General features: G+C 57.0%; 25 protein-coding genes. 9 read left to right on the forward strand and 16 right to left on the reverse strand.

The features are described from left to right. Positions 1 to 21: 21 nt before the first annotated feature. Positions 22 to 1,737, forward strand: a complete 1,716-nt coding sequence (locus FHT76_RS25750) for a PAS domain-containing methyl-accepting chemotaxis protein (RefSeq protein ID WP_259185954.1) — start codon at positions 22 to 24, stop codon at positions 1,735 to 1,737. A gap of 1,377 nt (positions 1,738 to 3,114) precedes the next feature. On the opposite strand, the gene FHT76_RS25760 is transcribed toward FHT76_RS25750, so the two are convergent. After that, on the reverse strand, positions 3,115 to 3,912 hold the full coding sequence (locus FHT76_RS25760) for a glycosyltransferase family 25 protein (protein WP_259185955.1): 798 nt from the start codon (positions 3,910 to 3,912) through the stop codon (positions 3,115 to 3,117). A 340-nt stretch (positions 3,913 to 4,252) separates the two neighbouring features. On the opposite strand from FHT76_RS25760, the gene FHT76_RS25765 reads away from it, so the two are divergent. The 3 genes from FHT76_RS25765 (at position 4,253) to FHT76_RS41275 (ending at position 5,298) form a co-directional block, all read left to right on the forward strand. Then, a complete protein-coding gene (locus FHT76_RS25765; protein ID WP_259185957.1) occupies positions 4,253 to 4,579 on the forward strand; it encodes a hypothetical protein in 327 nt (108 codons plus the stop codon). 315 nt (positions 4,580 to 4,894) lie between these two features. Continuing rightward, on the forward strand, positions 4,895 to 5,182 hold the full coding sequence (locus tag FHT76_RS25770) for a hypothetical protein (protein ID WP_310503289.1): 288 nt from the start codon (positions 4,895 to 4,897) through the stop codon (positions 5,180 to 5,182). A gap of 20 nt (positions 5,183 to 5,202) precedes the next feature. After that, the gene (locus FHT76_RS41275; protein WP_310503290.1) at positions 5,203 to 5,298 is read left to right on the forward strand and encodes a hypothetical protein; all 96 of its coding nucleotides are present in this window, start codon (positions 5,203 to 5,205) and stop codon (positions 5,296 to 5,298) included. 93 nt (positions 5,299 to 5,391) lie between these two features. Here the strand turns inward: FHT76_RS41275 and FHT76_RS41440 are convergent, their stop codons facing one another. The 4 genes from FHT76_RS41440 to FHT76_RS25790 all read right to left on the reverse strand — a co-directional run bounded on the left by FHT76_RS41440 (position 5,392) and on the right by FHT76_RS25790 (position 8,277). Continuing rightward, on the reverse strand, positions 5,392 to 6,105 hold the full coding sequence (locus FHT76_RS41440) for an ATP-binding protein (protein WP_405049513.1): 714 nt from the start codon (positions 6,103 to 6,105) through the stop codon (positions 5,392 to 5,394). Between the two features lie 264 nt (positions 6,106 to 6,369). Then, the gene (locus FHT76_RS25780) at positions 6,370 to 7,122 is read right to left on the reverse strand and encodes a phosphatase PAP2 family protein (protein WP_259185958.1); all 753 of its coding nucleotides are present in this window, start codon (positions 7,120 to 7,122) and stop codon (positions 6,370 to 6,372) included. Positions 7,123 to 7,225: 103 nt separating this feature from the next. Next, positions 7,226 to 8,002: a hypothetical protein gene (locus FHT76_RS25785; protein ID WP_259185962.1), complete on the reverse strand. Its 777-nt coding sequence runs from the start codon at positions 8,000 to 8,002 to the stop codon at positions 7,226 to 7,228. Between the two features lie 11 nt (positions 8,003 to 8,013). Continuing rightward, a complete protein-coding gene (locus tag FHT76_RS25790) occupies positions 8,014 to 8,277 on the reverse strand; it encodes a hypothetical protein (RefSeq protein ID WP_259185964.1) in 264 nt (87 codons plus the stop codon). Between the two features lie 209 nt (positions 8,278 to 8,486). On the opposite strand from FHT76_RS25790, the gene FHT76_RS25795 reads away from it, so the two are divergent. From FHT76_RS25795 to FHT76_RS25805, 3 genes are all read left to right on the forward strand, one after another. Continuing rightward, positions 8,487 to 9,164 (forward strand): winged helix-turn-helix domain-containing protein, encoded by a 678-nt coding sequence (locus tag FHT76_RS25795; protein ID WP_259185966.1) that lies wholly within the window; start codon positions 8,487 to 8,489, stop codon positions 9,162 to 9,164. After that, the gene (locus FHT76_RS25800) at positions 9,151 to 10,503 is read left to right on the forward strand and encodes a HAMP domain-containing sensor histidine kinase (protein WP_259185968.1); all 1,353 of its coding nucleotides are present in this window, start codon (positions 9,151 to 9,153) and stop codon (positions 10,501 to 10,503) included. The genes FHT76_RS25795 and FHT76_RS25800 overlap by 14 nt, the downstream gene beginning before the upstream one ends. A gap of 63 nt (positions 10,504 to 10,566) precedes the next feature. Then, the gene (locus tag FHT76_RS25805; protein ID WP_259185969.1) at positions 10,567 to 11,133 is read left to right on the forward strand and encodes a dual specificity protein phosphatase family protein; all 567 of its coding nucleotides are present in this window, start codon (positions 10,567 to 10,569) and stop codon (positions 11,131 to 11,133) included. Positions 11,134 to 11,203: 70 nt separating this feature from the next. On the opposite strand, the gene FHT76_RS25810 is transcribed toward FHT76_RS25805, so the two are convergent. The 10 genes from FHT76_RS25810 to treZ all read right to left on the reverse strand — a co-directional run bounded on the left by FHT76_RS25810 (position 11,204) and on the right by treZ (position 22,602). After that, entirely contained in the window at positions 11,204 to 11,953 is a 750-nt protein-coding gene (locus FHT76_RS25810) for an isoprenylcysteine carboxylmethyltransferase family protein (RefSeq protein WP_183756079.1), read from the reverse strand. A 12-nt stretch (positions 11,954 to 11,965) separates the two neighbouring features. Continuing rightward, positions 11,966 to 12,727 carry a carboxy-S-adenosyl-L-methionine synthase CmoA gene (gene cmoA, locus FHT76_RS25815; RefSeq protein WP_259185974.1) on the reverse strand — a complete coding sequence of 254 codons (762 nt, stop codon included), beginning with the start codon at positions 12,725 to 12,727 and terminating at the stop codon, positions 11,966 to 11,968. A 232-nt stretch (positions 12,728 to 12,959) separates the two neighbouring features. Next, positions 12,960 to 13,313: a response regulator gene (locus FHT76_RS25820; RefSeq protein ID WP_183863972.1), complete on the reverse strand. Its 354-nt coding sequence runs from the start codon at positions 13,311 to 13,313 to the stop codon at positions 12,960 to 12,962. A gap of 46 nt (positions 13,314 to 13,359) precedes the next feature. Further along, positions 13,360 to 15,000: a phosphoethanolamine transferase gene (locus FHT76_RS25825; protein ID WP_259129607.1), complete on the reverse strand. Its 1,641-nt coding sequence runs from the start codon at positions 14,998 to 15,000 to the stop codon at positions 13,360 to 13,362. 209 nt (positions 15,001 to 15,209) lie between these two features. After that, complete coding sequence (gene msrA / locus FHT76_RS25830) at positions 15,210 to 15,875, reverse strand: peptide-methionine (S)-S-oxide reductase MsrA (RefSeq protein ID WP_183864009.1); 666 nt, start codon at positions 15,873 to 15,875, stop codon at positions 15,210 to 15,212. 225 nt (positions 15,876 to 16,100) lie between these two features. Next, on the reverse strand, positions 16,101 to 16,583 hold the full coding sequence (msrB, locus tag FHT76_RS25835; protein ID WP_183756083.1) for a peptide-methionine (R)-S-oxide reductase MsrB: 483 nt from the start codon (positions 16,581 to 16,583) through the stop codon (positions 16,101 to 16,103). Between the two features lie 165 nt (positions 16,584 to 16,748). After that, entirely contained in the window at positions 16,749 to 17,747 is a 999-nt protein-coding gene (locus FHT76_RS25840) for a PHB depolymerase family esterase (protein WP_183863974.1), read from the reverse strand. 272 nt (positions 17,748 to 18,019) lie between these two features. After that, positions 18,020 to 18,166 (reverse strand): DUF1127 domain-containing protein, encoded by a 147-nt coding sequence (locus FHT76_RS25845; protein WP_183756085.1) that lies wholly within the window; start codon positions 18,164 to 18,166, stop codon positions 18,020 to 18,022. Between the two features lie 213 nt (positions 18,167 to 18,379). After that, positions 18,380 to 20,830, reverse strand: a complete 2,451-nt coding sequence (treY, locus tag FHT76_RS25850; RefSeq protein WP_183863975.1) for a malto-oligosyltrehalose synthase — start codon at positions 20,828 to 20,830, stop codon at positions 18,380 to 18,382. Beyond that, positions 20,827 to 22,602, reverse strand: a complete 1,776-nt coding sequence (gene treZ, locus FHT76_RS25855; protein ID WP_183863976.1) for a malto-oligosyltrehalose trehalohydrolase — start codon at positions 22,600 to 22,602, stop codon at positions 20,827 to 20,829. The genes treY and treZ overlap by 4 nt, the downstream gene beginning before the upstream one ends. Positions 22,603 to 22,868: 266 nt before the next feature. On the opposite strand from treZ, the gene FHT76_RS25860 reads away from it, so the two are divergent. Together FHT76_RS25860 and FHT76_RS25865 are read left to right on the forward strand one after the other, a co-directional pair. Continuing rightward, positions 22,869 to 23,405 carry a response regulator gene (locus FHT76_RS25860; protein ID WP_183863977.1) on the forward strand — a complete coding sequence of 179 codons (537 nt, stop codon included), beginning with the start codon at positions 22,869 to 22,871 and terminating at the stop codon, positions 23,403 to 23,405. A gap of 1,360 nt (positions 23,406 to 24,765) precedes the next feature. Further along, a complete protein-coding gene (locus tag FHT76_RS25865) occupies positions 24,766 to 25,071 on the forward strand; it encodes a BA14K family protein (protein WP_183863978.1) in 306 nt (101 codons plus the stop codon). A gap of 87 nt (positions 25,072 to 25,158) precedes the next feature. On the opposite strand, the gene FHT76_RS25870 is transcribed toward FHT76_RS25865, so the two are convergent. Beyond that, complete coding sequence (locus tag FHT76_RS25870) at positions 25,159 to 25,836, reverse strand: YoaK family protein (RefSeq protein WP_183756090.1); 678 nt, start codon at positions 25,834 to 25,836, stop codon at positions 25,159 to 25,161. Positions 25,837 to 25,848 lie beyond the last annotated feature (12 nt).

Here is a 25,848-nt window from a genome sequence, read left to right on the forward strand (position 1 = left end):
TTAACTATATTGGAGATATATATGTCTATTTCTATAAGTAAAGCCTTGAATTCCCGCGCCATTATTGAAGCATTGGACCGGTCCCAGGCATTGATTGAGTTCAAACTTGACGGAACGATCATCTCGGCCAACGAGAATTTTTGCAAAGTCCTTGGTTACGCAGCCGGCGAGCTTACGGGCAAGCACCACCGCATATTCGTCGACCCACGCGAAGCAAACTCGCCGGACTATCAGGCTTTCTGGCAGGGGCTGGCGTCTGGAAAGTTCGACCAGCGCCAGTACAAGCGGTTTACCAAGGACGGCAGGCCTGTTTGGATCGAGGCTTCGTACAATCCGGTCTTCAGGCGCGGAAAACCTTACAAGGTTGTGAAGATCGCGACCGACATAACCAGGGCAAAGTTGCGGGAATCCGACAGCATCGGCAAACTCGGTGCATTATCGCGCGCGCAGGCAATCATCGAGTTCACCCCAAGGGGCGAGATATTGACGGCGAATGAAAACTTCCTTCAGGCGCTCGGGTATTCACTTTCCGACATTGTGGGACAGCATCACAGGATGTTTTGCGAAGGAGACTACGTGAAGTCGTCGGCTTATCAGGACTTCTGGGCACGTCTTGGTCGGGGAGACTTCTTTAGCGACGAATTCAAGCGCATCGCAAAGGGCGGCCGGGAAATCTACATCCAGGCGACCTACAACCCTATCTTCGATGATGATGGCAAGGTGGCCAAGGTCGTGAAGTTTGCAACTGATATAACGGGACGCGTCTATGCTCTTAAGGAGGTTGGAAATGGCCTCGAGCGTTTGGCTGACTGCAACATCCGCATGACGATTGACCAACGATTCACGCCGGAGTTCGAACATCTCCGGAAGGACTTCAACACCTCAATTGGAAAATTTCAGGAAACGCTCGAACAGGTCCTGGCCGAGACGCGTTCTCTGACTGCGAAGAGCTCAGAAATGCAGGACGGTTCGACGAATCTTGCGGAGCGGTCAGAGCAGCAGGCAAAGGCGCTGGAAGAAACCGCCGAGGCGCTGACAAAGATCGCCTCGGCGGTCAAGGGATCAACGGAGCGGACCGCCGACACGCGGGAGCTGGTTCGGGTTGCCCGTAGCGCAGCCAGCGAATCCGTCGAGATTGTTAATTCCGCCGTCATGGCGATCGAAAGGATACAGAAAGCGTCGCAGGAGATCTCGACCATCATCAACGTCATCGACGACATCGCCTTCCAGACCAACCTTCTGGCGCTTAATGCGGGTGTGGAAGCAGCTCGGGCCGGCGAGAGCGGAAAAGGATTTGCTGTCGTCGCACAGGAGGTTCGCGAGCTCGCACAGCGCTCTGCTATGGCCGCCAAGGAGATCTCCGTACTGATACAGAACTCAAGCAACGAGGTGAAGGAGGGAGTGCGACTTGTGGGCGCCACCGGAAGCGCCCTCAACAAGATCGAGGGTTTTGTCGAGGCCATCGACCATAATGTCGAGGCCATTGCCGGAGCATCCGTGGAGCAGTCTGCTAACCTGTCTGACATCAGTTCCGCCGTGGCCGCCCTCGATCAGATGACGCAGCACAATGCGGCCATGGTGAAGACCATGAGTTCGACCAGTGAAGCCCTCGCTGCCGGTGCTGCCCTTTTGGCAAGCCTCGTCGGGCGCTTCAAACTCGACCGTCGCCGGTCCATTCGGGAGCCTGGTTCGGCAGCCTTTGGGAAAGGACCAGAATATCGCCAGCGCGTCGCATAAATGAATGAATCGGTCGGGAACTTTCCCTGACCTCGTTTGTTTGCAGGACGCAGCGATTTTTGAAACACGCTGCGGGATCAGCATCGCCCTATGCAGGTCCGCTCAAGGCCCGGCGCTGGTCATCTGATCCGCCGGGCTTTCGATTCAAATCTTTGCCATGAAAGTAGAATCGACTGGGAACCTTTCCTAAGCTGAACGGTTTGAAGCTCGCAATGCTTTCACAGCGGCATTGTCAGCTGGTATCCGTCCCTCAGAGAAACCAGCGCGCAAAGGGCTCGGTGCTCCCAGCACCGGGCCTTTTTCGGCAGACGGATTTTGTTCGAGCGCGAGGTTTGGAATCAGCGGGAACAAACGAGTTCCGAGTTCATTACGAGCAAAGGCGGCGCGTTAACCCTGCTTCGACGTTCAAAAATGAAGATCATTTCAGCGCTTGCCGCTACTTGCCTACTAATGCTCAGCCTTGCCTCATGCGCACACACGATCAAAGGTGTTGGACGCGACGCAGCCAATACTGTAACACCGCGGGGCACTAGTTTTGCAAATCGTCACGACGAGGTGGACAACTTCTGTCAGACAGAGATGCTTGACCAGCGATCTCGGTCGTGAGCAGTGCTGGTCATTCATGTCGGCGGTACCTATGGAGATATCCCAGCAGGCGGTCGAAGACGAGGCTAGAAAGTTGGAAATTTGAGCGTTGCCTTGGCCTAGTGTACGTCTTTTGCCACGCCTAATATACATTTTACGCCTCCTCTAATAACCATTCTAAGGCGTCGCTGGTGCTCCCTTGATGACCGGGCAAGCGGGCACATGCAACCCATTCCCTTTTTCCACGTTCGTGCGCACGATCGATCATCTTGATTTCGACCTCATGCTGGAAGGGAAAGCCAAAGACCTTGAACTCCTTCGACTTCGGTCAGATGTTCTTCGCTATGCTCCCCACCTCGCATCGCGCTTTGAAAGTGAAACGGATCGGCATCTGCCGGTTTTGAATTAGGGCTACAGGCACTCGGCCGCGTTTCGATTTGAACGCTGCCTACGCGCCCACAAGAGCCGCAATTGGAGCAGCAGGCAAGTTGGAGGACAACGTCGATCTCAGCGGAGCGACCGTGGGAGTTCCTCGCCATGAATTGGCAACGAGCAGGACGACGAGGGCGAGGAGCAGACCAAGGCCGACAGTGGACCAGACGGAGATGCCCTTGTTCCTGGCTGAGATAGGTGTTCGACGGCCTTGATAGGCTGTGCGCTCCCGATCGCCATTAAACTGCGCTGGTTCCCGCATGTCATTCGTCCCGGGCTACGTGGTATTCAATACCGGACCGCCCCTTCGTGGTCTGCGGGGAGAGATAGGCGATAAATTCGGGATGACCAGGCTTCATTTTAGGCGATCACCTTGCACCTGAACAGTCGAAGCGCCCTGATGACAAACCGCGCAATCTCGACCCCTGCCCGATACGGCATCACTGTGGGTGGCTTGCGCCAGCCCAGCTTGTAGCGTGATAGTCTCTCCTGGATTTGAGATTTGGGCTCGGCGTCCTGCCTGGCTGGCGGGGGATCAACAAAAAACGCCCTCAGACCAACCAGATGTTCCATGTCAAATGCCAGATCGTATGGCAATCGCATCGGCATCAGGCGATCGACGATCCAAGCCGCGGCGCGGCGATTTACCAGGTACGCCCCAGCGCCCTTTTCCCGTGTCAGTGAAATCGCCATCGAATGTTGAGAGGTCAGCCGGCGAAACCGGAACTTCCTTCCCTTGTTGACCGTCGAAAGCCTGACGATGTCCCATTGGTCTCGATTAGCCAGCACCTCCTTCAGGACGGCCATGAAATTCGGGTCGAAATTGAGATCGTCCTCGAGGATCAGGGCATGTTCATCAGGTGATGCAATGAGACGCCGGGCGCAGTCGACATGACTGAGGTAACAGCCGATTTCGTATGGATTTGGTCTTCGCCCGTGCCGAAAGAGGTAGCCGCGCTCATCGAAGTCCGAAATCGGCAGTCGAAGGTCAGCTCCATCCACGGCCGAAATCCTTTCGAAATTCAACCCGAAGGTTTTGATCAGAAACGTCATGCGCCTTCCGCGATCGGGCGCCCGATCGAGGTTGATGAGAAAGGTCCGCAGCTGCGGCAGCGCCTGGAGGGCGATTAGATTGTCGTGCTCGGGAAGGTAGTTCATTGAAGGCCCGGGGGATGATCACATCAGCCAGACCTTGCCCACCGAATATCTCCCTGCTCTGTCCGCTTGCTTACGTTTTTGTAAGGTCGCTATCTGTCAGGAAGGCTGAAAGCTAGTTGAAAGCTTCGAGCAGCTACGAACGAGCTGCATCGTGGAGGAAGCACCTGTATCGTGATGAAAGGCGATGCGTAACTCATACCGGAGGAGACTTTGATGCGTTCATCACGCAGGCTTTTTAATTCAATCGCTATATCTGCAATCATTGCCGCGGCATGCGCGTAGCCGTTCATCGCAGGTTAATGCTTGGTAACCGAGACTCACTGCCTGAAAGGATGCCCCGATGAAGACGCTTTTTTCACCTCTCGCAGCCATGGTCCTGGCTGCATTGTTCGCCCTGCCGCTGAGCGCTGCGCCGATCGCGGTGCCGAAAGCAGCGCCATTACACACCACCGATGTCGAGCTTGTCAGGCACAAGGGCCACGGGAATGGCTATGCTTATGGCCACTACAAGAACCGGAGTTACGCCTACCGCGACTGCCGGTATTACGGCTCATGCTACCGTCATCGGTATTCCGGCTATCCACGGTATGGATATCCCCGGTACGGCTATCGCGACTACTACTCTTACCAGCGTAGGCCGGGCGTGAGCCTGTACTTTAATTTCTAGTCACAGTCCTACGGGACAGACGTGGGACAAAGAGACTTTTTAGCCCGTCAGCGCGAACTCTGGCGGGTTTCAATTGCCTGACACTCGCCCGCAAGACTTGAAATCCCTCCGCGATCAGCATGCTTCGACCATGCCTATCCCGCGCCACCATCTCGTTCTTGAACGAGCATTTCCGATCGAAGAATCCTAGCCCCCCGGCTTGGTGCGTCGTGCCGTGCCGCGGGGCGACGGCAACGCACCGCGTGACGGATCTGGCGCTGCCACTGACGCGACATAAGCTCCTTACTGCCAGCACGGTCTTTTAGGACGTAGGAAATGGCGTCCCAGACGACGCTTCGACAATCCTCGATGACCCTCACACAGACCGACCACACGCGATTGTCACAACTCGCGGAGACCCATAGCTCGAAAAGTACTGATATTGCCGGGGAATTACTTTCCGAACTCGAACGCGCTTGCATCGTGTCCGACGAGGCTATCGCCACGGATGTCGTCCACATGGGCTCCACGCTGCGATTGGTGAGCGACCTCGGCGAAGACCGTGCGGTCACGCTCGTCTTCCTGGAGGGGCGGACATCGCAAAGGGCGCGGTTTCGATACTGACCCCGATTGGAACGGCGCTCATCGGACTTTCAAAAGGACAATCGATCGACTGGCTGGCTCGCGATGGGCAAGTTCATCGCCTCACGGTGAAGGCGGTAGAAGCAGAGGCGATATGATCTCGGTTTGACGGCATCTCCCGCCCTGCCCGGGGGAACTGAACGCAGTTCGAGCACCACCACCTTCTGGCGCGTAATTCAATGCCAACGGGGTCAGAGATTTTTGAGAGGGCGGGTTAGCTCCCGCGCCAGACTATAATCGGTTTCGTTGCCCAGCCTGCGCTGCGCCGCTAAAATCGAAAGCACACCTTTCCGTAGGGCGCCCGCAAGAATTTGGGCGCTCTGTTCCTCAAGCGGTAATGGGAGGCCACAAGGGGGTTTCCGCGACACCTTGTGGCCTCCATGTCCTTCCCCCGGACGGAAGAACGATGACAAGATTAGGTCGAGGAAGTCCAACGACAACTGGACTTTGGTCCGACGTTCTGCCTGCGCAATTATTTTGTACGTTATCGTACGGTTGCATTGCCGAGGAGGCTCGCTACATGCCAGCCGCGTGGCGCAAAGGCTGGTTTCTGGGAGACACCCTATTCGTCTCTTGCCCTTACAGTGTCTAAAGGATCGGCAATCGCAGGGTGACCAACAGGCCCACCGCCGGCTGCATCGCTGAGATACACGGTACCTCCCGCTCCCTCTGTGACTTCTCGCACGATGGCGAGACCCAGACCGCTGCCTCTTCCTCCGTTCCCATGCCCCGGTAAAATCGCTTGAAAACGTGCTCGCGGTCCATCGGATGGATTCCGGGACCACGTCCTCGACGGTAAGCAATGCCCTACCGTCGAGGCGGGTCACCGATACCGTGACCTTGCCGCCCACGGGAGTATAGCGGATTGCGTTGTCGACGAGGTTTACAAGCATCTCTCGCAACATCGTGTCGTCACCTGCGACCCTAATCGGACCGGCTTCCTCCAATCCAATATCAATGCCGCGGCGAAGCGCTTCCTCGGCTTGGGCTCCGAGAACGTCTTCGGCCGCTTTTGCGAGTTCAATGACGTCGCAGCGCAGCCGCCTGCTACCCGGCTCCACGCGCGACAGGGTCAAGAGCTGGCTTGCGAGCCTGGATATCTGTGTCCGTTGAAAGCGACGGGAATTGGTGCCGTTGGTGCGCGAATAAAAGGCCCAAAATTCAACAAATCACGCCAACCGGCTTGACCACCCCGCCGAGATCCGGTTCTCGACAATGAGCATTCCCATAAACACGATCACGGCCAGCAACCAGCCGAGGAGTGCATCGGAAACGTAGTGCGAGCCAACTGCAACGCGCAAGGCGGCCATCGTCGCAGAGGCAATGACGAGGGGTGGCGCGACCCAGCTGCGTGCATTGGCGGGAACTATGAACAAGAGGCAGATCAACCATCCGGCCCCGGAAGCCTCTCCTGACACAAACGAGCAGTTTCGTGCACACTCCCCGGCAAACGTCCCGGCAGCGGCGAAATCGAGGGGACCTCCGAAAAGGTTGGTTTGAACCGGTCGCGGTCTGCCGGAATGCGCTTTCAGCAGCAGGTTGACAACGAGGCCAGGTCCAACTCCCAGGCTGATCAACGCCACTAAAAGTCGACCCATCGGGACGTACTGACGCACTTCCCTGGAGATGACACCGACAAGGCCGGTGATCAGGATCAGTGCGGCGGCGAAGTAAGGCAGGATGTAGAGCGCCCGGCGGACCTCTTCAAAAAGCTGAATACGACGAAGCGGAAAATATCCGCACGCCCCGTCCGCGACGGTCTTGGCACAAACCGGCCCGCTGAAAAATGCAGACGAGATGTCAATGTCGATCGTCGGATGACTGTAGAATGTCGCGAGCAGCGCGAACCAAGCCACAACCAAGATCATGAACACCGTCACCAGGGGTGCGGCGGGGTACGAAGGGTGGCGCACGTTCGCCATCGTCAGTCTCAATGCTACTAATCCGAAGGCTGTCCTTTTATCTGACCCCGGCCTGACACCTACCTGAAACGGATTGGGCTGACGTCTCGATTTTCCGGGACGGCTATCGTATTGCTTCTCCTGCGTCTCTCGTAGTTTGCGAGAGCGTCATGTGGATGACAATCGCGATGATCAGGCCAAGAAAGAACAGGCTTGTGTAGATCGTGCCGAAACCGAGCCCACCGTAATCCACCGGTTGTGACATGAGATCCCCAAGTGAAGCCCCCATGGGGCGAGTGAAGATGTAAGCGAGCCAGAAAGCGGCGACCGCATTTACGTTCAGCAGATAGTAGGCAGCAGCAATCGCAACGATTACCGCCAGGAAGATGACAGAGGTCGTCAGGTAGCCGAAACTGAATGTCTCTGCGATCAGATCGCCAGCGGCTGTGCCCAGGGCGAAGGTGAAGAGGATGGCGAGCCAGTAGAAGGCTTCCCGTCTCGCCGTATAGATCGTGTGTATCGAGAGGGTACGCTCGATCGCGTACCAGGCGGCAAAGGTGAGCAAGAGCAGTAGCGTGAACGCGACCGTCGTGACCTCGAGTGGCACGCCAAAATTATCAACAAGGTTGTCTGTGACGAGGGTTCCGACAATGCTGATAAAGACGACGGCTGCCCAATAGACTGCGGGAACATATCGTCGCTGGGCAAACTGGAGGCCAATGGCAGCAAGAAGTATGGCCGACATGATGATGGAGGTGGCAGTCAGCCCAACACCCAGATTGATCGCGAGATAATCGGCAGCCGTTTCTCCCATGGTGACGGCCATGAGTTTGATGAGCCAGAAATCGACGGTTACCTTTGGCACCCGGCTCGGCAGTTCAGTCTGCGCCTGCGCGTTCATGTGAATGCTCCTCACTTGCCCATTGCTTTCATCGCCTCGGCAATGAACTTGTCCGAGCGCGTGTCGTCGTCGGCGTTGCACCGTTCGACCGCCTTGGCTTCAAGCTCGTCAACTTTTTGCATGTCCGTGTCGCTGAGCTTTGCGTCCGCCTTGGCTGCCCGCATTTCCTTGAGCATGTCCTCACAGGGGGCGGCCGAATACACGGGAGCGGAAACGGCAACCAATCCGGCAGTCGCAACGGCGGTGACGAAGGAGGCGGCAACAAGTGTTTTCATGGGATGTCCTCTTCATTTTGCTGCCCGAAGTGACAGCGATCGGACACTAGAGGTTCCTGCATACGATCGTCTTGCCGGCAGCATACGGTTTCGTAAGGTGCCGAAAAGGACGCCTGACGGCGTTCCTTACGGATCGGTATAATCGCCGAAAACTTGCCGTAAGGATGCTCGGTCAGTTAACGTGCGAATAGACAAGGGCACCGTAAGCGATGCGTATTCTACTTATCGAAGACGATCGAAAGACAGCCGACTTTGTGGCCAAGGGCCTCTCCGAGGCGGGACACCTGTGCGACGTTCTCAGCGACGGGCGGGACGGACTGTTTCAAGCCCAGCGCGAGGATTATGACGTCGTAGTCGTCGATCGGATGCTCCCCGGTCTCGATGGTCTTTCTATCGTGCGATCACTGCGCGCCGCCAAGGTGAACACACCGTCGCTGTTCCTTACATCGCTCGGAGGCGTCGATGACCGTGTCGAGGGGCTGGAGGCCGGGGGTGACGATTATCTCGTGAAACCCTTTGCGTTTTCCGAGTTGTTGGCAAGGGTCAATGCCCTTGCGCGCCGTCCGCCCGTACAGGAGCGAAAAACACTTCTTCGCGTCGCTGATCTGGAGCTTGATCTCATGCGTCGGCAGGCACGGCGCGGCGGGCAGTTGATCGAGCTGCAGCCCAAGGAGTTCACCCTGCTTGAAGTTCTCATGCGTGGCGAAGGGCGAGTCCTGACAAAGACCATGCTCCTCGAACAGGTATGGGACTTCCATTTTGATCCCAAGACGAGCGTGGTCGAGACGCATATCAGCCGCCTCCGTGCCAAGATAGACAAGCCCTTCGAGGTACAACTGCTGCATACCATCCGACACACGGGGTACAGCTTGCATGCGCCTGGCTAGCCTTCGTCGCAGCACGCCATTCCGATTGGCCGTTTCCTTTACGCTCCTCTTCATCCTGACGGTCGTTGCGAGCGGCGGCGTCATGTATCATGTGCTTCGAGACGGCTTGAACGCCGAGCTCGATACGACGCTCGCCGATACCTTTCATGTCGTTTCCTCAACCTACGCGCCGAACGACATCGAAGATCTGATCACAACACTCAACAACTACGCAAACCTCGAAGGGCCAGACGATGGAATTTACTCCCTGGTCGGTAGCGACGGCCGAAAGCTGGCTGGAAACTTCAAGCCGCCGGCCCTCCCGGAAGGTGTTTACACCGTTCCGGCGTCGGATATTGGCCTCAAGGGCAAATCAATGTTCAGGATCCAGGTCGGTAAGCTTGGCGCGGACACGCTCGTCGTAGGGCAGAGCTATTCCGAGATGAATTCGCTGCTGAGAACGGTATTGATCAGTCTCGTCTGGGCAGCGGGGTTGGCCGTCATCGGGGCCGTCGGGGGTGGCGTCTATCTTGCCAGCCGCGCTCAACGGCGCCTGGACGGCGTCACACGCACGATGCTGGAGGTTTCAAACGGACGGCTCGATAGCCGAATTCCCCTTAGCAACACGAACGATGACCTGGACCATGTGTTCGCGCAAATAAATGATGCCCTCGCGCGGCTAGCCGGCTTGGTAGAAGGAATGCGTCAGGTCAGCGCCGACATTGCTCATGAGCTAAAGACGCCTCTCAATCGCCTCAGACTGACACTCGAGGAGGTTCGCCGGGTCCATAAGGAGCAGGACGAGGTTGCCCTGCTCCTGGAAGAGGCCCACGAAGAGAGCGATCAGATAAACGCGACGTTTGAGGCGCTGCTGCGGATCTCGCAAATTGAGGCCGGAGCGCGTCGTCTACGCTTCCATGCAGTAGACCTTCGAGACATTCTCCTGCTTGTCGATGACGTCTACACCGAGGTCGCAGAGGACAGTGGCCAGCGTCTGACGGTGGAAGACTGCTCTCCTATTCTTGTCAACGGTGACAAGGAGCTCCTCGTCCAGATGCTCGTCAATATCGTCGAAAATGCCATTACGCATTGCCCTCCACTTACCTCGATCAACGTGTCGCTGCGACAGGACCAGGACCATGCGGTCTTGACTGTCGCAGATACGGGCCCGGGAATTCCGACAGCCGAAAGGGAAATGGTGTTCAGACGGCTCTACCGGCTGGACAAGAGCCGCACCACACCGGGAAGCGGCCTTGGTTTGAGCCTCGTCAAGGCCATCGCTGATCTGCATGCGGCGCACATCCGCGTCGAAGACAATCATCCCGGCCTGAAGATTTCGGTCCGCCTTCAGGCACTTTAGCGCTTCAGGTCACAGTCAGCATCCGATGGCATCGCTGTATTCAGGTCGAGCCACGGGGAGCAGATGTTTTCGAAACGCGTCACAATTTTAGCTGCATGCCTCGCTTTGACCGGAATAGCGACTGGTGCGTATCCTGCCTATCTGCAACTGTCAGGAAACTTTCATACGGTTGTCGAGGGCGAATTCTATCGATCAGCCCAGCCAAGTCCGCAACAGCTTGAAGCCTATGTGCGGGACTATGGAATCAAGACGGTCATCAATCTGAGGGCACGGGGTGATAAGGGCAGCTGGTATGCAGCTGAGGTGGGGACCACAGAGAGGCTGGGCGTAACACATGTGGACTTCCCGATGTCCGCATCGAAAGTGCTGACGCTGGATCGCGCTGATGAACTTATGAAACTGATGGCTTCGCTACCGAAGCCAATCCTCGTCCATTGCCAGGCAGGAGCGGATCGAACGGGTCTCGCCTCTGCGATTTACAGCACCCGTATTGCAGGCCGGGATGAAGAAGCTGCTGAACGTCAGCTGTCCTTCTACTTCGGACATGTTGGCATCCCGCGCCTCTCCGCAGCATATGCAATGGATGAGAGCTGGGAGGATCTTGAAGACAGCTCCCGAACTTCCAGCTAATCGGGCGGAGGGACCGACGACAGTCCCGCGACATGGTTCTGTCGCGGGCCAGATTTCAATCAAAAGCGCTTCAATGAGCGGTGGTCATCTTGTCAAAAGCCCCACGCTTCTTGAGGGAACTGACGAGCCCCGTAAGAGCGATGACCCCCACGAACAGGGCGACGAGAGCAATCGCGTACGACAGTTCCTGGTCTGAAATAGAGTCCGCCGCGATCCGGTAGAACTCTGTTGCCAGAAGCGCGATAAGTGTCGAGGACATGGTGGAATAGTCTTTGGCGATGACCCGCCTGATATTGAAGCTCATACCATCCGTCGATGTCGAGAATGCACTGAGCTTGAGTGCCCATCGGGGTACATCACGGCAATAGGCGCTATAGGCATCACCGAACTTGTTGGCGAGGAACTCCTCTTCGGCATGGATGATGCACTGATAAATGAAGGCGAAAAGCAAGCATCCAACAACCACGACCACTGGGTTTCCGTGAAACAGGAAAAGCCCGGAATAGACGAGCATATTCCCGACATACAATGGATTGCGGCAAACCCCGAACATGCCTTCTGTGACCAGATCCTTGGCGTAGACCCGCTTGTTCAAGCCGCCCCGCTTGATATATGCGTATCCGATAACTGTTGCACGCAACAGCAATCCGGCAAGCACGACGAGAATCGCCAGGATATTCTTCCACGCCTCGAGCGCTTCACTTCCGAACACCGTCGTTGTCGGCGGCGTGGAGATGAACAGGGCAACAATAATCAGCGGAAATGCCTGGTTTCGGTATTTGAAGAAGAACGTTCCGATCTTCAGCATAAGGGACTTCATGGCAATGGGTTCTCACTTGATCGCGACGATGCCGCAGAAATTATACCAACGGAAGAACACCTCCGTGCTCTTGAAGCCCACCTCCCGGAGCAACTGGATATTTTCCTCCAATCGATAGGGAATGAGCACGTTCTCCAGCGCTTCTCGTTTCTTTGAGATCTCGATCGACGAATATCCGTTGCGCCGCTTGAAGTCGTAGTAGTGGTCGATGAAGAGCCGGTTGAACGTCGTGTCCTCGCTGGTCAGCTTTTCGATGAGCAGCAGACAACCATGTTCGTTCATACCTTCGTAGATGGTCTTCATCACACGTTCGCGAAACAGCGGTCGCACGAACTGCAATGTCAACAGCATGGTCACGACGCTGGCATTCTCCAGGGAGAAACCGCGATGGAGATCGCCGGTGACCAAATCGATCGAACGGTTCGTTCCCGACGCTTCAATTTTCTCGGCGGCCTTCTTCAGCATCTCCGGGGCATTGTCGATGCCGACAAAATCCACCTGATTGTCAACGAAATGATCCAGCGCAAGCAGTGTTGTGGCTGTCGAACAGCCAATGTCATAGAGATTGGACTGAGGCTGTGCGAAATCCTTTGCCAGTTCGCAGACCATTCGCTGCATCTCGTCATAGAACGGTACAGAGCGGCTGACCATGTCGTCGAAAACATTCGCGACAGTGGAGTTGAATGAAAAGTCTGCGACCGCATCACGTTCGTCGGCGAAAACCTCGTCACGCAAATTCGTATGCAGGACAAGTCGGTTAGACTGATCGGTCATATCCGCTCCAATACACAGCAATGTAAATGGGCGGCTTCGTTCCCCAAGGCACACCCGGCGCATAGCGATTTGGCCATATGTTCCTGACGAGAACCTGAACACCGGGCTGCCCCCGGGGGCCTTCACAAGCGGCGAAGGTGTCCTTCATCCAGCCAAATATGGGCCAAAAAGGAGACTTCCTCGGTCAGCAACCTGTGCGGAATTCTAGTCGCGTTCAGCACGCGAGAGCATCTTAGTGGCGGATGAGCTTCATTCGAGCTGAAAGTTCACGGAGATCGAAGGGTTTGACGAGAAAGTCGTCCGCTCCTCCCTTTATTCCTGCCAGACGATCACTGTACTGGTCTTGTGCGGTCATAATGATGACGCGAACCGTATTGTTTGCCGCCCGAATGTCGCTGAGGAGTGAAAGTCCGTTCCCATCCGGCAGACGCAGATCAAGCAGTACCAGGTCGTAGTTCGCTGATACGAGCCTACGGGAGGCTACCTTCAGGTTCCTGCACCAATCGACAGTGTGTCCCTCGCCAACCATATGAGCTGAAACAGCATCCCCGATCTCTACGTTGTCTTCGACGACAAGAACATTCACCGGCCGGGGCCCCTGATCCACTTCTCATCGTCGGCGGTCTCGCCCATCAGGAATTCCCGCCCCTACACGGTGAAAACACGTCCAGCTCGCGCTGGTAGACCGAGGTCTGCACATTCATCATTCCAAGCACGCTGTGAAAGAGGTTGTCGTGGGAGGTTGGACGAGTTGCCTCCTTGCGAAGGCAGGCGGTGTCCAGCTCCATTGATTTCGTGAAGTCGTCGTCAAGCCACGTCAGGAAAGGCACGTGCGTTTGCTGCGATGGAGCGAAAGTGTACGGCGCACCGTGCAGATAGAGCCCCTTTTCACCCAGGGATTCTCCATGGTCTGACATATAGATCACGCCAGCCGCCATCTGGCTGGACCGGGCCTTGAGGCGATCGATAACGGCGGAGAGGAAATAGTCGGTATAGAGGATGGAATTGTCATAGGCGTTGGTGATTTCGCCTTCCGAGCACCGCCCGAGTTCTGCCGTTCGACAGTCCGGAATAAATCCGCCCATGTGTTCAGGGTATCGAAGGTAGTAAGCAGGACCGTGACTGCCCAACTGGTGGAGCACCAGGACGCTGTCGCCTTGGACGTGATCCAGCCAGTCGTCGAGCTTCTCCAGCAAGATGGCATCCAGACATTCACCTTGCTTGCAGAAGCGCCGATCCTTTGAGCTCGCCAGGTCAACGTACAGGACCCGGTCCGCAACGCCCTTGCTACCCGTGTTGTTATCGAACCAGGCAACGTTGACCCCGGCATGGGAGAGCACGTCGAGTAGGTTTTCGTTGGCGCGTGCCTTTGCGTGCGTGAATTCCGCCCGCGTGAACCGCGAGAACATGCAGGGAATTGATGTTGCGGTAGCCGTACCGCAGCTCTCGGTATCAGGGAAATAGACGACCTTGCGTGCCTTGAGCTGCGGGTTCGTTTCTCGGCCATAACCCCCGAGTGAGAAGTTTTCGGCACGGGCAGTCTCCCCAGCAACAATAATCGTCACTCTCGGCTTGTTGATGCGCGCCAGAGGCGGTTTCACAACAGCGTCGGTCCCGACAGGCTGGACGACAATCAATGCTTCCTTTCGGGCGCTGAGGAAATAGCGCGCCGTGCTTACGATCGGTGTAACGGGATTGAGGCTTTTGGTGATGTCGCGTCGTTCTCTGACAGCGGCACTATACTCTTTCGAGTAGGTGATGCCGCAAACCGCGACAATTCCGAGCGAAATCACGATCGCTGCCAGGTTCCATACGACCTTGCTGACGAACGGTCGGTGATCGACCTTCGTCCACGCAATGATCAAGGACGGTAGGACACCGAAAATCGCAAGATGAAAGGCGAGGTCGCGGGTGATCAGGTGCTGTGCCTCCGCAGGCGTTGTCTCCATCGCATTGCGGATCATGTCGGTGTCCACGACCACGCCAAATCTGTCTATGAAATGGCTTGCCACGGCAGCGACGATGACAAGAAAAATCAGGAACGGCTTTATGAGGTATTTCATCGAGAAGGGAGTGATCGCGGCAACGCAGAGAGCCACCATTGCAAGATATAGCGCCCACAGGGGACCAGTCCCACTTCCGAGATAGTCGTTGGCCTTCTGCCAAAACGTGTTGTTGCAGAAGACAAGAATATAGATAGATACAAAAATGCAAAGCGGAATGCTGCCGATAACGGGCCGTGGCACGCTCACGTTTGCGGGCTCGTTCTTCACTTTCACTTCTCCAACGCAAACGGGCCTTTTGAAGAGGATTGCTGACACCAACCTGAAGCGACGAGAATGAAGGGCGTCCAGATTCATCGCCGGCCGGACGTCGATTCTGTCAAGACATTGCGTCGAACCACGCCCGAATCTGCCGTGCGGACCAACACCAACGGGTCATCGTCCTCCCTTCCCAGGCGATCGCCATTCAATCGAACCGCTCACCGGCCAACGACCGATACCCGCACCGCTTCCGGCCGGTAGTCGTTTGGGAAAAGCCGTTTCAGGCTTTCGATCTTCGGCAGGTCGTTGACGACGATATACGGATACGTCGGATTGTTCGTCAGAAAGTTCTGATGGTAGTCTTCTGCCGGGTAGAACGCCTTCCCAGGTTCAATTGTCGTGACGATCGCCTCATTGTAAACCTTCGCCTGATTGAGTTGGCCGATATAGGCCCTCGCAACTTTTGCCTGCATGTCGTTCGTGGGAAAGATTGCCGAGCGGTATTGGGTCCCCGTGTCAGGACCTTGCCGATTGAGCTCCGTCGGATCGTGTGCGACTGAAAAATAGATCTGGAGCAGATGGCCGTAGCTCACCTTCTTCGGATCAAAGACTATGCGAACTGACTCGGCATGGCCTGTCGTTCCGGTGCCGACCGCTTCGTATTGAGCCGTCGACCTGCCACCACCAGCGTAGCCCGACGTTGCACTGACGACACCGTCAACATGCTGGAAGACCCCCTGCACTCCCCAGAAGCAGCCACCGGCAAGGACGGCGGTCTCAAGCTTTTGTTGGGACGCCATATCCTGAAGCGGTGCTGGAATGGCATGAGCCTCTTCCGCGGCGAGGACGGCGATTTGAAACGCAGACCCGGCTGCAACCGCCATGGCCAGGGTTGGCACGAGAGCCACTTGTCTCAAAAGACCCCCATGACGCGTCATTTCGATCTCCTTAGTCTGATGGGAACAGGTAGGCCTGACGCCAAGGTTCGGGAACGTGATGTCGAGTGCATGGTCGCTGATCGGTGCCGCCTTCGCGTGAGGGCCGGTCGGGCCCGACCGGGTCAGGATGTCGCCGAGCGGAAACGGAATCATGCGAATACCCCTGACCTGTCAGCCCGCGAGTGGATGGAATTTCATGGCGACGCCGTTCATGCAATACCGATGGCCGGTAGGCTTTGGACCATCATCGAAGACATGTCCGAGATGGCCGCCGCAACGACTGCAATGGACTTCCGTACGCACCATTCCAAGTGTCGCATCCGTGGAGGTCCCAACCGCGTCCTTGAGCGGCGCCCAGAAGCTCGGCCATCCTGTCCCACTGTCAAATTTCGTGGTGGACGAAAAGGCATTCTGGTCGCAACCCGCGCAAGCGAAATTGCCTTTTCTATGCTCCTTCAACAATGCACTCGAGAAAGGACGCTCCGTGCCTTCCCTCCTGAGGACGGTGTACTGATCCGGGGTGAGTAGCTTCCTCCACTCGGCATCACTATGCGATATGGCGAAGGTCTCGCGGGCGACCGCAGACTGCCTTCCGAAGCAAAGCCCAAACGCGCCCAGTGCAGCGCCGATCAGAACTTGACGCCTGCCCACCATCTTGTTCTCCTCCTCGGTTCCCTGACCCGCGTCCGACGTGTTCGGGCTGCGGTATCGGAAGATCTGCCTTTTGTTGCACACATGGAAGTGGCAACACTGAAAAGTGAAACCGCCTTTTTCCCGATCTGTTCAGGACGAGCAACACCGGCATCCACGACAACAGGCCTATCTTCGCAGATTCCAAAGTTTCAAAAGCTCGAGCGGTCCCGAAATACCAGCTTCGATGACGAACGGGTCCGATTTCAGAGGGCTTTTGACCGGTAGCCCGTGTCCGAAGCCTCTGAGCGAATAGAACGACACCTGCCCCTTGTGGAACCCATCCCATCGCACCACGTGCCCCCAGGGCTTGTGCAATTGCTTTGCCGTTGCCACTTCGATGCCAACGATATCCAGCCACTGTGAGGCGGCTGCGACAGCGTTGTCCGGATGGACCGTACGATCGCCGCTCCCCTGCCAGATCGATATGGGCGGCCACGTCTTCCGCTCCGGGGAGATCGTGCGTGCCAGATCGCCCCATTCGCGAGGCGAGCGCGAATGACCGGATTTCATCGTTCGAAGCGCCGAAATTGCATCGCGTGCCGCCCCATAGGGCATGCCGGCAAAGATCGCCCCGCCAGCGAACAGATCAGGGTAGGTGACAAGGAGAGCCGATGTCATCGCACCACCGGCCGAAAGTCCCGCCACATAAACGCGGGCGCGATCGACTTGGTATTGCCTGACAGCATGATTGATCATTTGCCTGATCGACATCAGTTCGCCCCGGTCACGGGCGATGGCGCTCGGCCGAAACCAGTTGAAGCAACGCTGCGGGTTGTTCGCTTCTCTCTGCTCGGGATAGAGAAGGATAAAACCGCGCTGGGCTGCAAGCTTTGAAAAGCCGCTCGCAAGGTCGAGGCTCTCCGGTGTCTGTCGGCAGCCGTGAAGGAACAAGACGAGCGCCGGCTTTGGGGGATGCCTTCTGGGCACGAACAGCTTCATTTTCAGGCGGCCGGGGTTTGAGCCGAAATCCGTTACTTCAGTGAGCACGGGCTTTGGACTTGCCGGTCGGCGCCGACGTGTGGTCGGCTGTTTGGGTATGCGAAAGAACGACGTCTCGAAGAGGCGCCGGACCTTCTTGCGATTTTTCAGGAGTCGTGAGAGTGACCTGGAGAGTTTCAACGTCATTGGCGGGCCCCGTTTTGACGTCCTCGACGCTTCTCCCGCGGCACGCCGCCATCGATAGACAATGCGCCAGTTTAACTAGGCGACGATGACCGCTATCCAAGCGGCAGGAGAAAAAACCTCGCAGGCTGCCGATACCTGCTCAACACTGAGGCAGGGGGAATGGGGAGGGGACCAGGCGCACGGTTGATGGCTTCTCCCGGGAGACAAAGATGAAAAAAACGCCCGTCACGATGTGACGAGCGCTTTCAAATTCCAAGTCTGGATGGCGCCGATTAACGGCCCGAGGCTGCCTTGGCAACGCTACGAATTTCGGCGCGATCGATACCGAGATCGTGCAGTTCGCGATTGCTCATGCGGCCGAGCTCTGAGACCGTCTGCTGGTACTTGCGCCAATTGTTGAAAGAGCGTGCTACGTTCATAATGACTCCCCTTTCCTGGGCTTTCAAAGCTCAGCTGCCAGTCCGTGGCGCTTCGTTCGCTTTGTTGAAGTTTATGTAGTGATCTTGGATCTGAATGTGCAGCGCTAAGGGGTGATCCCAGCCCTGCCTTAGGTGCATAGCGCCTGGCTACTCGTTCGGCACGCGCCTCCCTTTCCGCACATGACGTTGTGTCCACCTTTGGGCCAAACGTGGTCAATGCCCTGTCATCAGAAGGGCTACCGGCTCGCTTTCAAGCAATTCCCTGAGGTAGAGGCATTCTCGAGAAAAATCTCGTCCAGTCAGGAGCTCGGTCAGTTTGCCGTTGATCGATGACAGCTCGAGAACCGTATCGTCCCAGAAGTCGGGACCAGCGCTGAAGGCCCTCGTCGTGACATGCCCCAGCATCAGACGGGGTGCGACGACGATGAGCGTAAGATTTCCAAGAGACCGGGCATAGGTGACAATATTCCTGGCACGACAACCTTTTGCGCTGATTGGCAGGTAGTTGCCTCGTTCGAAAAGGCGCGGATGAGCTCGTCGCAACTGCAGGACCGTTCTGATCATGTGCTGCTTTCGACGTTGAAATTCGTTGCCGCAATCTTTGCGACCGTCCTGGTAGACCGCCCCGGCCAGCCGTTTAAAGTCGGCCGGGCGCCTGTTATCAGGATCGACAAGGCTGAAGTCGGACGCCTCGCTTCCCTGGTAGATGTCGGGAATACCCGGCGCGGTAAGCTTTATAAGGGTCTGGGACAAGGAATTCACGGCGCCTGCCGCGACGAACGGACCGATCGTCGCCACAAGATCCTGCCGGAAAGCCGAATTTTCGGCCGATGTCAGGGCCTCGGCGTAAGTCTTGACGGCATCTTCGTAGGCTTCGTCCACATCGGTCCAACTTGTGGTGAGCTTTGCCTCCCGGACGGCCTTCTCGGCGTACGCGGTGAATCGCCGCGTGATGTCGTCAGCACGGTCAGAGTCTGGCCAGATTCCGGCCAGAGCCTGATAGAGCATCCATTCGACATCAGGCTCTGGCACGGTCTTGCCGGAAAGATCGGTCAGATACCTGGCGTTCAAGCTGCGCCAGCGCGCGAAGGCGATTGTCCAGTCAACGGGCGCTTCGCTCAGCGTATACAACAGAGCGCGTGCATCCTCGCCTCTTTTGGTGTCGTGGGTGGAGGTCGCCGACAATCCTTTTGGTTGCCTCTTTTGCCTCTCCATCATCAGGTCGTGGAACGCCTCGATCCCCCCTGGAACGGAACTCGGATCACCCCCGACCTCGTTGGCCGCGAGAAGCAGGGTGAACCTGTAGAAGAGGGTGTCTTCGACAGCCTTGGCCATGATCGGGCCGCTTAACTGCTGCAAACGGGCACGGAACTCCGGTTGGCTTCCGTCGCGGAGCACGGATCCGACCCAATCCAGGGCATCTCTTTGTTCTTGATGTGGCGCTGCTTCGACAAGGACTTTTCGGAGGACGATCGCATCCTCTTCATCGAGAGCGCCCTCTTGCCCGTATGTGCGATAGACCCGAAATGCCACCAGGATTTCCTTGATGGCCTCCCCAATCGCCGCTTCCGACAGGTCGGTGCGCGCGCCGCTTGCGAGCCCTATCAATCTCTGCATTTCGCCTTTGAAATTGTGCTCGACCATCAGGCGTTTGGCCTCGCGCAGATCCTGCTGGTAGTTCGAAGGCGCGGAGGCAATGGTGGCGTAGGTCTCACCAACCGAACGCACCCCCTCCGGATCGATGAAGAGGTTTGAAAGAGCCGCGATGAATTCGTAGCCAGTCGTTCCCTGGACTGGCCAGTTCCGGGGCAGGCTCTCCCCCTTTTCGAGGATTTTTTCCACCACGACGAAGACATCGGCCCCTATCTTCTTTCGAAGCCGGTGAAGGTATGAGGTCGGATCGGTCAGTCCGTCGATATGATCAAGCCGCAGACCCTGAACCTTACCAGAACGGACGAGGTCGAGGATAAGGGCGTGGCTGGCGTCGAACACATGGTCGGCCTCCACGCGCAGCCCGACGAGACCTGTCACCTCGAAGAACCGGCGGTAGCTGAGGTGCGAGGCTGCCTCCTTCCAATGGATCAACCGCCAGGCCTGGGCGTTGTGAACGGCTGCGATCTCGGCAGGGTCAGCAGGGTTGGGAACGGAGACGACGCTTGCCGGATTGAGCGGCAGGCGAGTATCAAAATAGGCGAGGTTCCAGTCGCCGGTCGATTGATCCCGCTGCAGCTCAAGCTCTCCGTCAGCGAGTGTGTCGTCGAACGTTTTGCCGAGAATTGGAAGGGTGAGCGGCTCGCTCCAGTCGATATCGAAATAATCGCTAAAACGGCTACTCTCTCCGAATTTGAGGACATGCGCCCACCATGGGTTTTCCACCGACGCGGCCATATGGTTGGGAACGATATCAAGGATGAGACCAATACCATGGTGTTTCAGGGCCTCCGATAGCCGTTCGAAGCCCTGCCTCCCGCCAAGATCGGGATCGAGCTCGTTGCAGTTCGTCACGTCGTAGCCGTGGGACGATCCTTTCGTCGCGGTGAAGATCGGCGATGCGTAGAGATGGCTTACGCCAAGATCGCGTAGATAAGGCAACGCCTCGACCACCCGGTCAAACGTCATCCCGTTGCGAAACTGTATGCGGTAGGTCGACGTCGGAACAATCATTGACTGATGCTCCAGAGTACGGACCAGGGCGCGAGTGCGCCGCGTGTCATCGATCCGGTTGAAAAGAAGGGTGGGTCCCGTCCGACATCGCCCAGCGACACCCTTTCATCGGTCAGATTGCAGAGGAGCTTTAATATTTCCCCGTCCGACACGCGCCATTCGACGCACAGTGCATCGCCAGGCAATCTCAGGAAGGTCCCGTTTTTCGAAATCATCGTCAGACGCGGGATGACATGCTCGCGCCTTGCCTTGAGTGCTCCCTTGTAGAACTCAAGCCACCCGATGGATGCCGGCATGCAAGCCGTCAACCAATCGAGCTTTGCTGACCTGAAGGAGGCTTCCGCTGTCGGATCCGGAAGGTCGTCGACATCAAATCCGGGAAGCCTGGAAAGCTCGTGTCTGCGCCCAACCCTGACTTTCTCATTCAAGTCGTCATTGAAGTCGCAAAAGTAGGGGAATGGCTCCACCGCGCGCCATTCCTCGCCCATGAAAAGCATCGGTATTTGCGGAGCAACGAGATAGATTGCGGCGATGGCCTTGAGCGCATCGGCAGGAAGCGAGGCGATCCGTCTGTCACCCAAGGCCCGGTTGCCAATCTGATCGTGATTTTGAATGAACGAGACGAAGGCGGTGGGGGGTAACCCCAACGCGGATTTGCCTCTCGCTGCCCTGTGATAGGACATGTACTCGCCCTGATAGACAAAGCCTTCTGCGATCGCCCTGCCGAGCTTTTCCAGATCGTCGGCGAAATCCGCATAATAGCCGGACACTTCACCGGTCGCTGCAGAATGCAGAACGTGATGAATGTCGTCGTTCCATTGCGCGGTGAAGATTAACGCCCGCCCGTCAGTATCGCGTGTCAGAAGATCGCTGTCATTGCTCTCGTTCTCCCCAATCAGGTGGATATGTCGCTCGCCGGCGGCCAATCGGACCCGCCGCGCCAACTCCGCAAGAATGTGTTCTTCGGAATGGTCCTTAATCGCATGGACGGCGTCTAGGCGAAGACCATCGAGCTTGAAGCAGGTGATCCAGTAGATTGCATTCTGAATTACGAACTCCCTGATCAGCCGCGATTGTTCTCCATCATAATTGATGCCATTGCCCCAAGGGGTTTGGTGATGGTCCGTGAACAGTGGCGCATAGGCACCCTGGTAGTTCCCGTCGGGGCCAAAATGGTTGTAGACGACATCAAGAAAGACTGCGAGCCCGCGTCGATGTGCTTCATCGACGAGCTTCTGGAGTTCCTCGGGCCGACCATAGTTGCTGTCAGGAGCGTAGGGCAGCACCCCATCGTAGCCCCATCCCCATCGGCCGGGGAAGTCACCAACCGGCATGATCTGGATCGCGGTGACGCCGAGCTCTCTCAGATGGTCGAGCCGATCGATCGCGGCAAGGAAAGTTCCTTCTTCGGTGAACGTTCCCACGTGAAGCTCATAAAGTACGATTTCTTCCCAAGGTCGGCCGTGCCAGCCCTTCGTGATCCACTCGTAGGATGCGAGGTCGACCACCTCACTGGCCTCATGAACGTCTTCTGGCTGAAACCGGGATGCCGGATCGGGGACGGCAAGTCCGTCCGACAGGATGAACGAGTAGAGCGATCCGGGCGTAACATTGGCAACCTCGCATTCGTGCCAACCATCCGCCCTTCGCGCCATCTCGAAGCGATCCATTCCTTTCACATTCAACCGGACAACGTCCTGCAGTGGCGCCCACAGCCGAAAGGCAACCAAACCGACGCCCCGGACGGACGGACCAAAATCGAAATCCCTCAATCCCGCCTCCTGGAGACCCCGCGACGCTCCATCATTCACGCAATTGACAACATGTCCCTTCAGCTCATCGCAGGCAGAGCCAACCTAATGTCCTTGCCGCGGATTGGTTCCGAGCGCCGGCCATTTCTGCGGGATGGCACGCACAAAATATTTGCCTCGGCCAGGAACTGTGACGCCGATTTGTCGTTTCGAAGCGCGGTCAAACAGCTGCGTTGATCAGCCCCGGCTTTAGATCGGGATCCGCGGTAAAGATTGGAGGCGCGCTCATGAACGATAACAGGGAAGAGTGGATCGCGGCGCGGGCTTACGCGTTGTGGGAGCAGGCAGAAAAACCCTTGTGGCAAGATCAGGCTCACTGGCAGCAGGCGGTTCTTGAGCGCGATCTCCTGGAGCAGACGCGCGCGTCAGCCGATGGACAGGAGGTGATGAGCCGTGTTCGGTCAGCTCGTTCGCGAGGCACGGACGCTTCGAGCATTCTTGTGGTCGAGGACGAGCATTTTCTTCGCTTCGAGACTGTGGATGTTCTCGAGCAGGCCGGATACCGGGTCCTGGAGGCCGCCAACGCCGACGAGGCCCTGGTTCTTCTCAAGACAAACTGCGTCAACACGCTCTTCACCGATATCGACATGCCTGGCACGATGGATGGGCTCGGCCTTGTCAAGACCGTCCGGTCGAAATGGCCGTCCACGAAATTGATCGTCACGTCAGGCCTCATAAAACTCTCACATCGGGACCTGGAGAGCGGCGTTCACTTTATCGCCAAACCTGCACCGAGCCGGGAGTTGCTGAAGCTGATCGTATGAGCGCAGAAAGGCGAACCCAAAGAGGTTGGCGACTGTCTGCTTGGTCACAGCGTTATCGATAGCACAGAGGATGCCGTGACCGGCGACACGCAGTGACTGCATTGAACTCCGCCTTGCGTGTGATCCTGCGTCCCACAAAGCGAGGGGCAGCGGAGGCTTGCAAACTTAATGCCAGCGCCTCACCACGGGTGGTGGATCGTCGTGGGCGGCTGACCCTGGAAAAGGCTTAACACCCGTCTACCAACCCGTTTTCTGGACCAGGCTCCAGCGGCGGCACTGAAAGGCGTGGACCTCACGGGTCCCTTTTTCTTGGACTTGAACAGACGGTGACTTTCCGGATCGCGGGCGTTTCCCGATACCCCGACGAACCAAGCCGTGGTGGGGGTTGAAAAAGCCGAGGCCGCGGCATGTGCAGCGGCCTGGCTGTAAACAGAGTTGCAAAGGCCCCGACTGGGGCATGTCGGGTCCGGTGCGGCCCTGCTCGCAGAGGATTTCAGGACGCACCACAGCATAACCGTTTGCGGCGGAAACGTTATCCAGTCGTTTGGATGAGTGGCTTATCACTTAGATTGGGCGGGGAGAAAGTGCGGGTCCGCAAGGGGTGTTAGAGCGGACCCTTAGCACTGTTGACAGAAGAGGCCAGTTCTGGGCCGAGCTCATATAAGCACAACCAGCCAATGCGTGCACTTACCTCAATAGACGTATAACCGCCTACTGGCAGCTGATTAAAATGACAGGCTCCGGCCTGACGCGCTCGTCGTGCCAATTGAGATCGAACCAGGATGCGTGTTTGTCTGTAAGCTGACAGGCAAGGGCCCGGTCTTCACAGGTGACCGGACCCTCCCGCACCGCCTCATCACGTCAGAGCACGGCGGGAGCGGAATAGTGCGTGAGTCGCAGTCGGTCAAGCTGGTACGGCGAGAAGTCGTTGCCCTCTCCCTCCCAGGCAAGGTCGAGGTGAAAGTGAAGTATGAGCGGGGCCGGCCCGTGCCAGTTCAAAGCCACACGGCCCTTTTTGTCGGCCCGAGCCTGGCCAACAAAGGTCGAGGGGTTATGGTCGACAGAGACGGATGCGAGCACGTTCGCCCGTTTCAAAAAGCCTTGGCAATAAATCTCAACGTGCACGACACCCAAAGGGCGCAATCCTTGATAATTATCCTGCCGTGTTGGTATCATCGACTTGCAATGCCGACTTGCGCGAAGGTTGAGTCTTTAGCCGGGCATTGCCGGCCAGATGAATTCGATAAATCCAGGCCCAAGCACGTCACAACGGACGTGATTTCATAGCGTTCAAGCAAGTGTCTGGAACAAAACCGATCGAGAACTCGTTGCCGTGATCTCGATCAAACGGGGTTTCTCGATGTTCAAGGCGATTAAACTTGCGCCGGTGCTCGGCGTTACTTGCGGGCTTTATGTATCATCGCTGCTACCGGCGCAGGCTCTTAGCGTCATTGCTCCAGCAACGCAGGTCAAATCCGATGACCAAGACACTTTGTCGGCTTTTGCCTCCAGCGGTCAGAGAGAACCTCGCGACAGCTTTCTGCTTTCAAGCAAGGAAATCGCCCACGTCAGGTGGTGCGCCAGACGTTATCCGTCCTACCATGCAACCGATAACACCTACGAAATGCCCGAGGGGGCCAGAGCCGAATGTCGCTCTCCGTATTGACGGCTTAAACCATCCATGCCGTTGACCGAATTGCTGATCGCGTGGTCGGCACCCGGCAGATTATGCCCTCCCCTCCCCGCCTTTTTTCTACGCCTCGGTTGCGGCGGCGTTCGAGAACAGTCCGAGTGCGGCGATGATTGCGGGCAGGACAAATGCGGCTGCTGGTGCAACAACGAAAGCAAGTGCGCCAAGTCCACAGCCGGCTGCAAACGCAATCACTGCGACAACCATGCGCTTGATTCGAGCGGACGCTGCCGCGCTCTGCTCGCCTTTCTCTCCTGCCATGATATCGGCCAGATCGAGCATGATCTGCGTCGTCGTTCCAGTCATGAGCGTCGAAGGCGGTGCCTTGGGAAGATGAACTCTGTGGACAGCGTTCTGGATTGCCATTGCGGCAACAAGCGTCATGCCAACCCCGAGCATCACATCACTCTCGGCTACTGCGAAAGGACCATGCCAAAGTGCGTAAGCAGCAACCGCCGACAGCAAGAGCAACTTTATGAACAGAAGCGGTCTGAGCACCGGCAAATTCCGACGTTCGAGGCAAAGGCCTGCCCAGCGCGTCAAGAATACCACGACACAAAAGACCGGCAATGCCAGCAGCTTTGGAAGTGCACCAGCCGTGCCGAGGGCAAGGGTCGCGCCAAAGGTTACGAAGTTGCCGGTAACATGTGCGGTGAACAGGCCCGAAAGCGCGAGAAAGCCGAGTGTGTCGACATAACCGCCATTGAAACTCAGGAGCAGCGGAAGAGCCGGGAACTTCATCTGTCTATCCAA

This window comes from Rhizobium sp. BK176 (assembly GCF_024808055.1).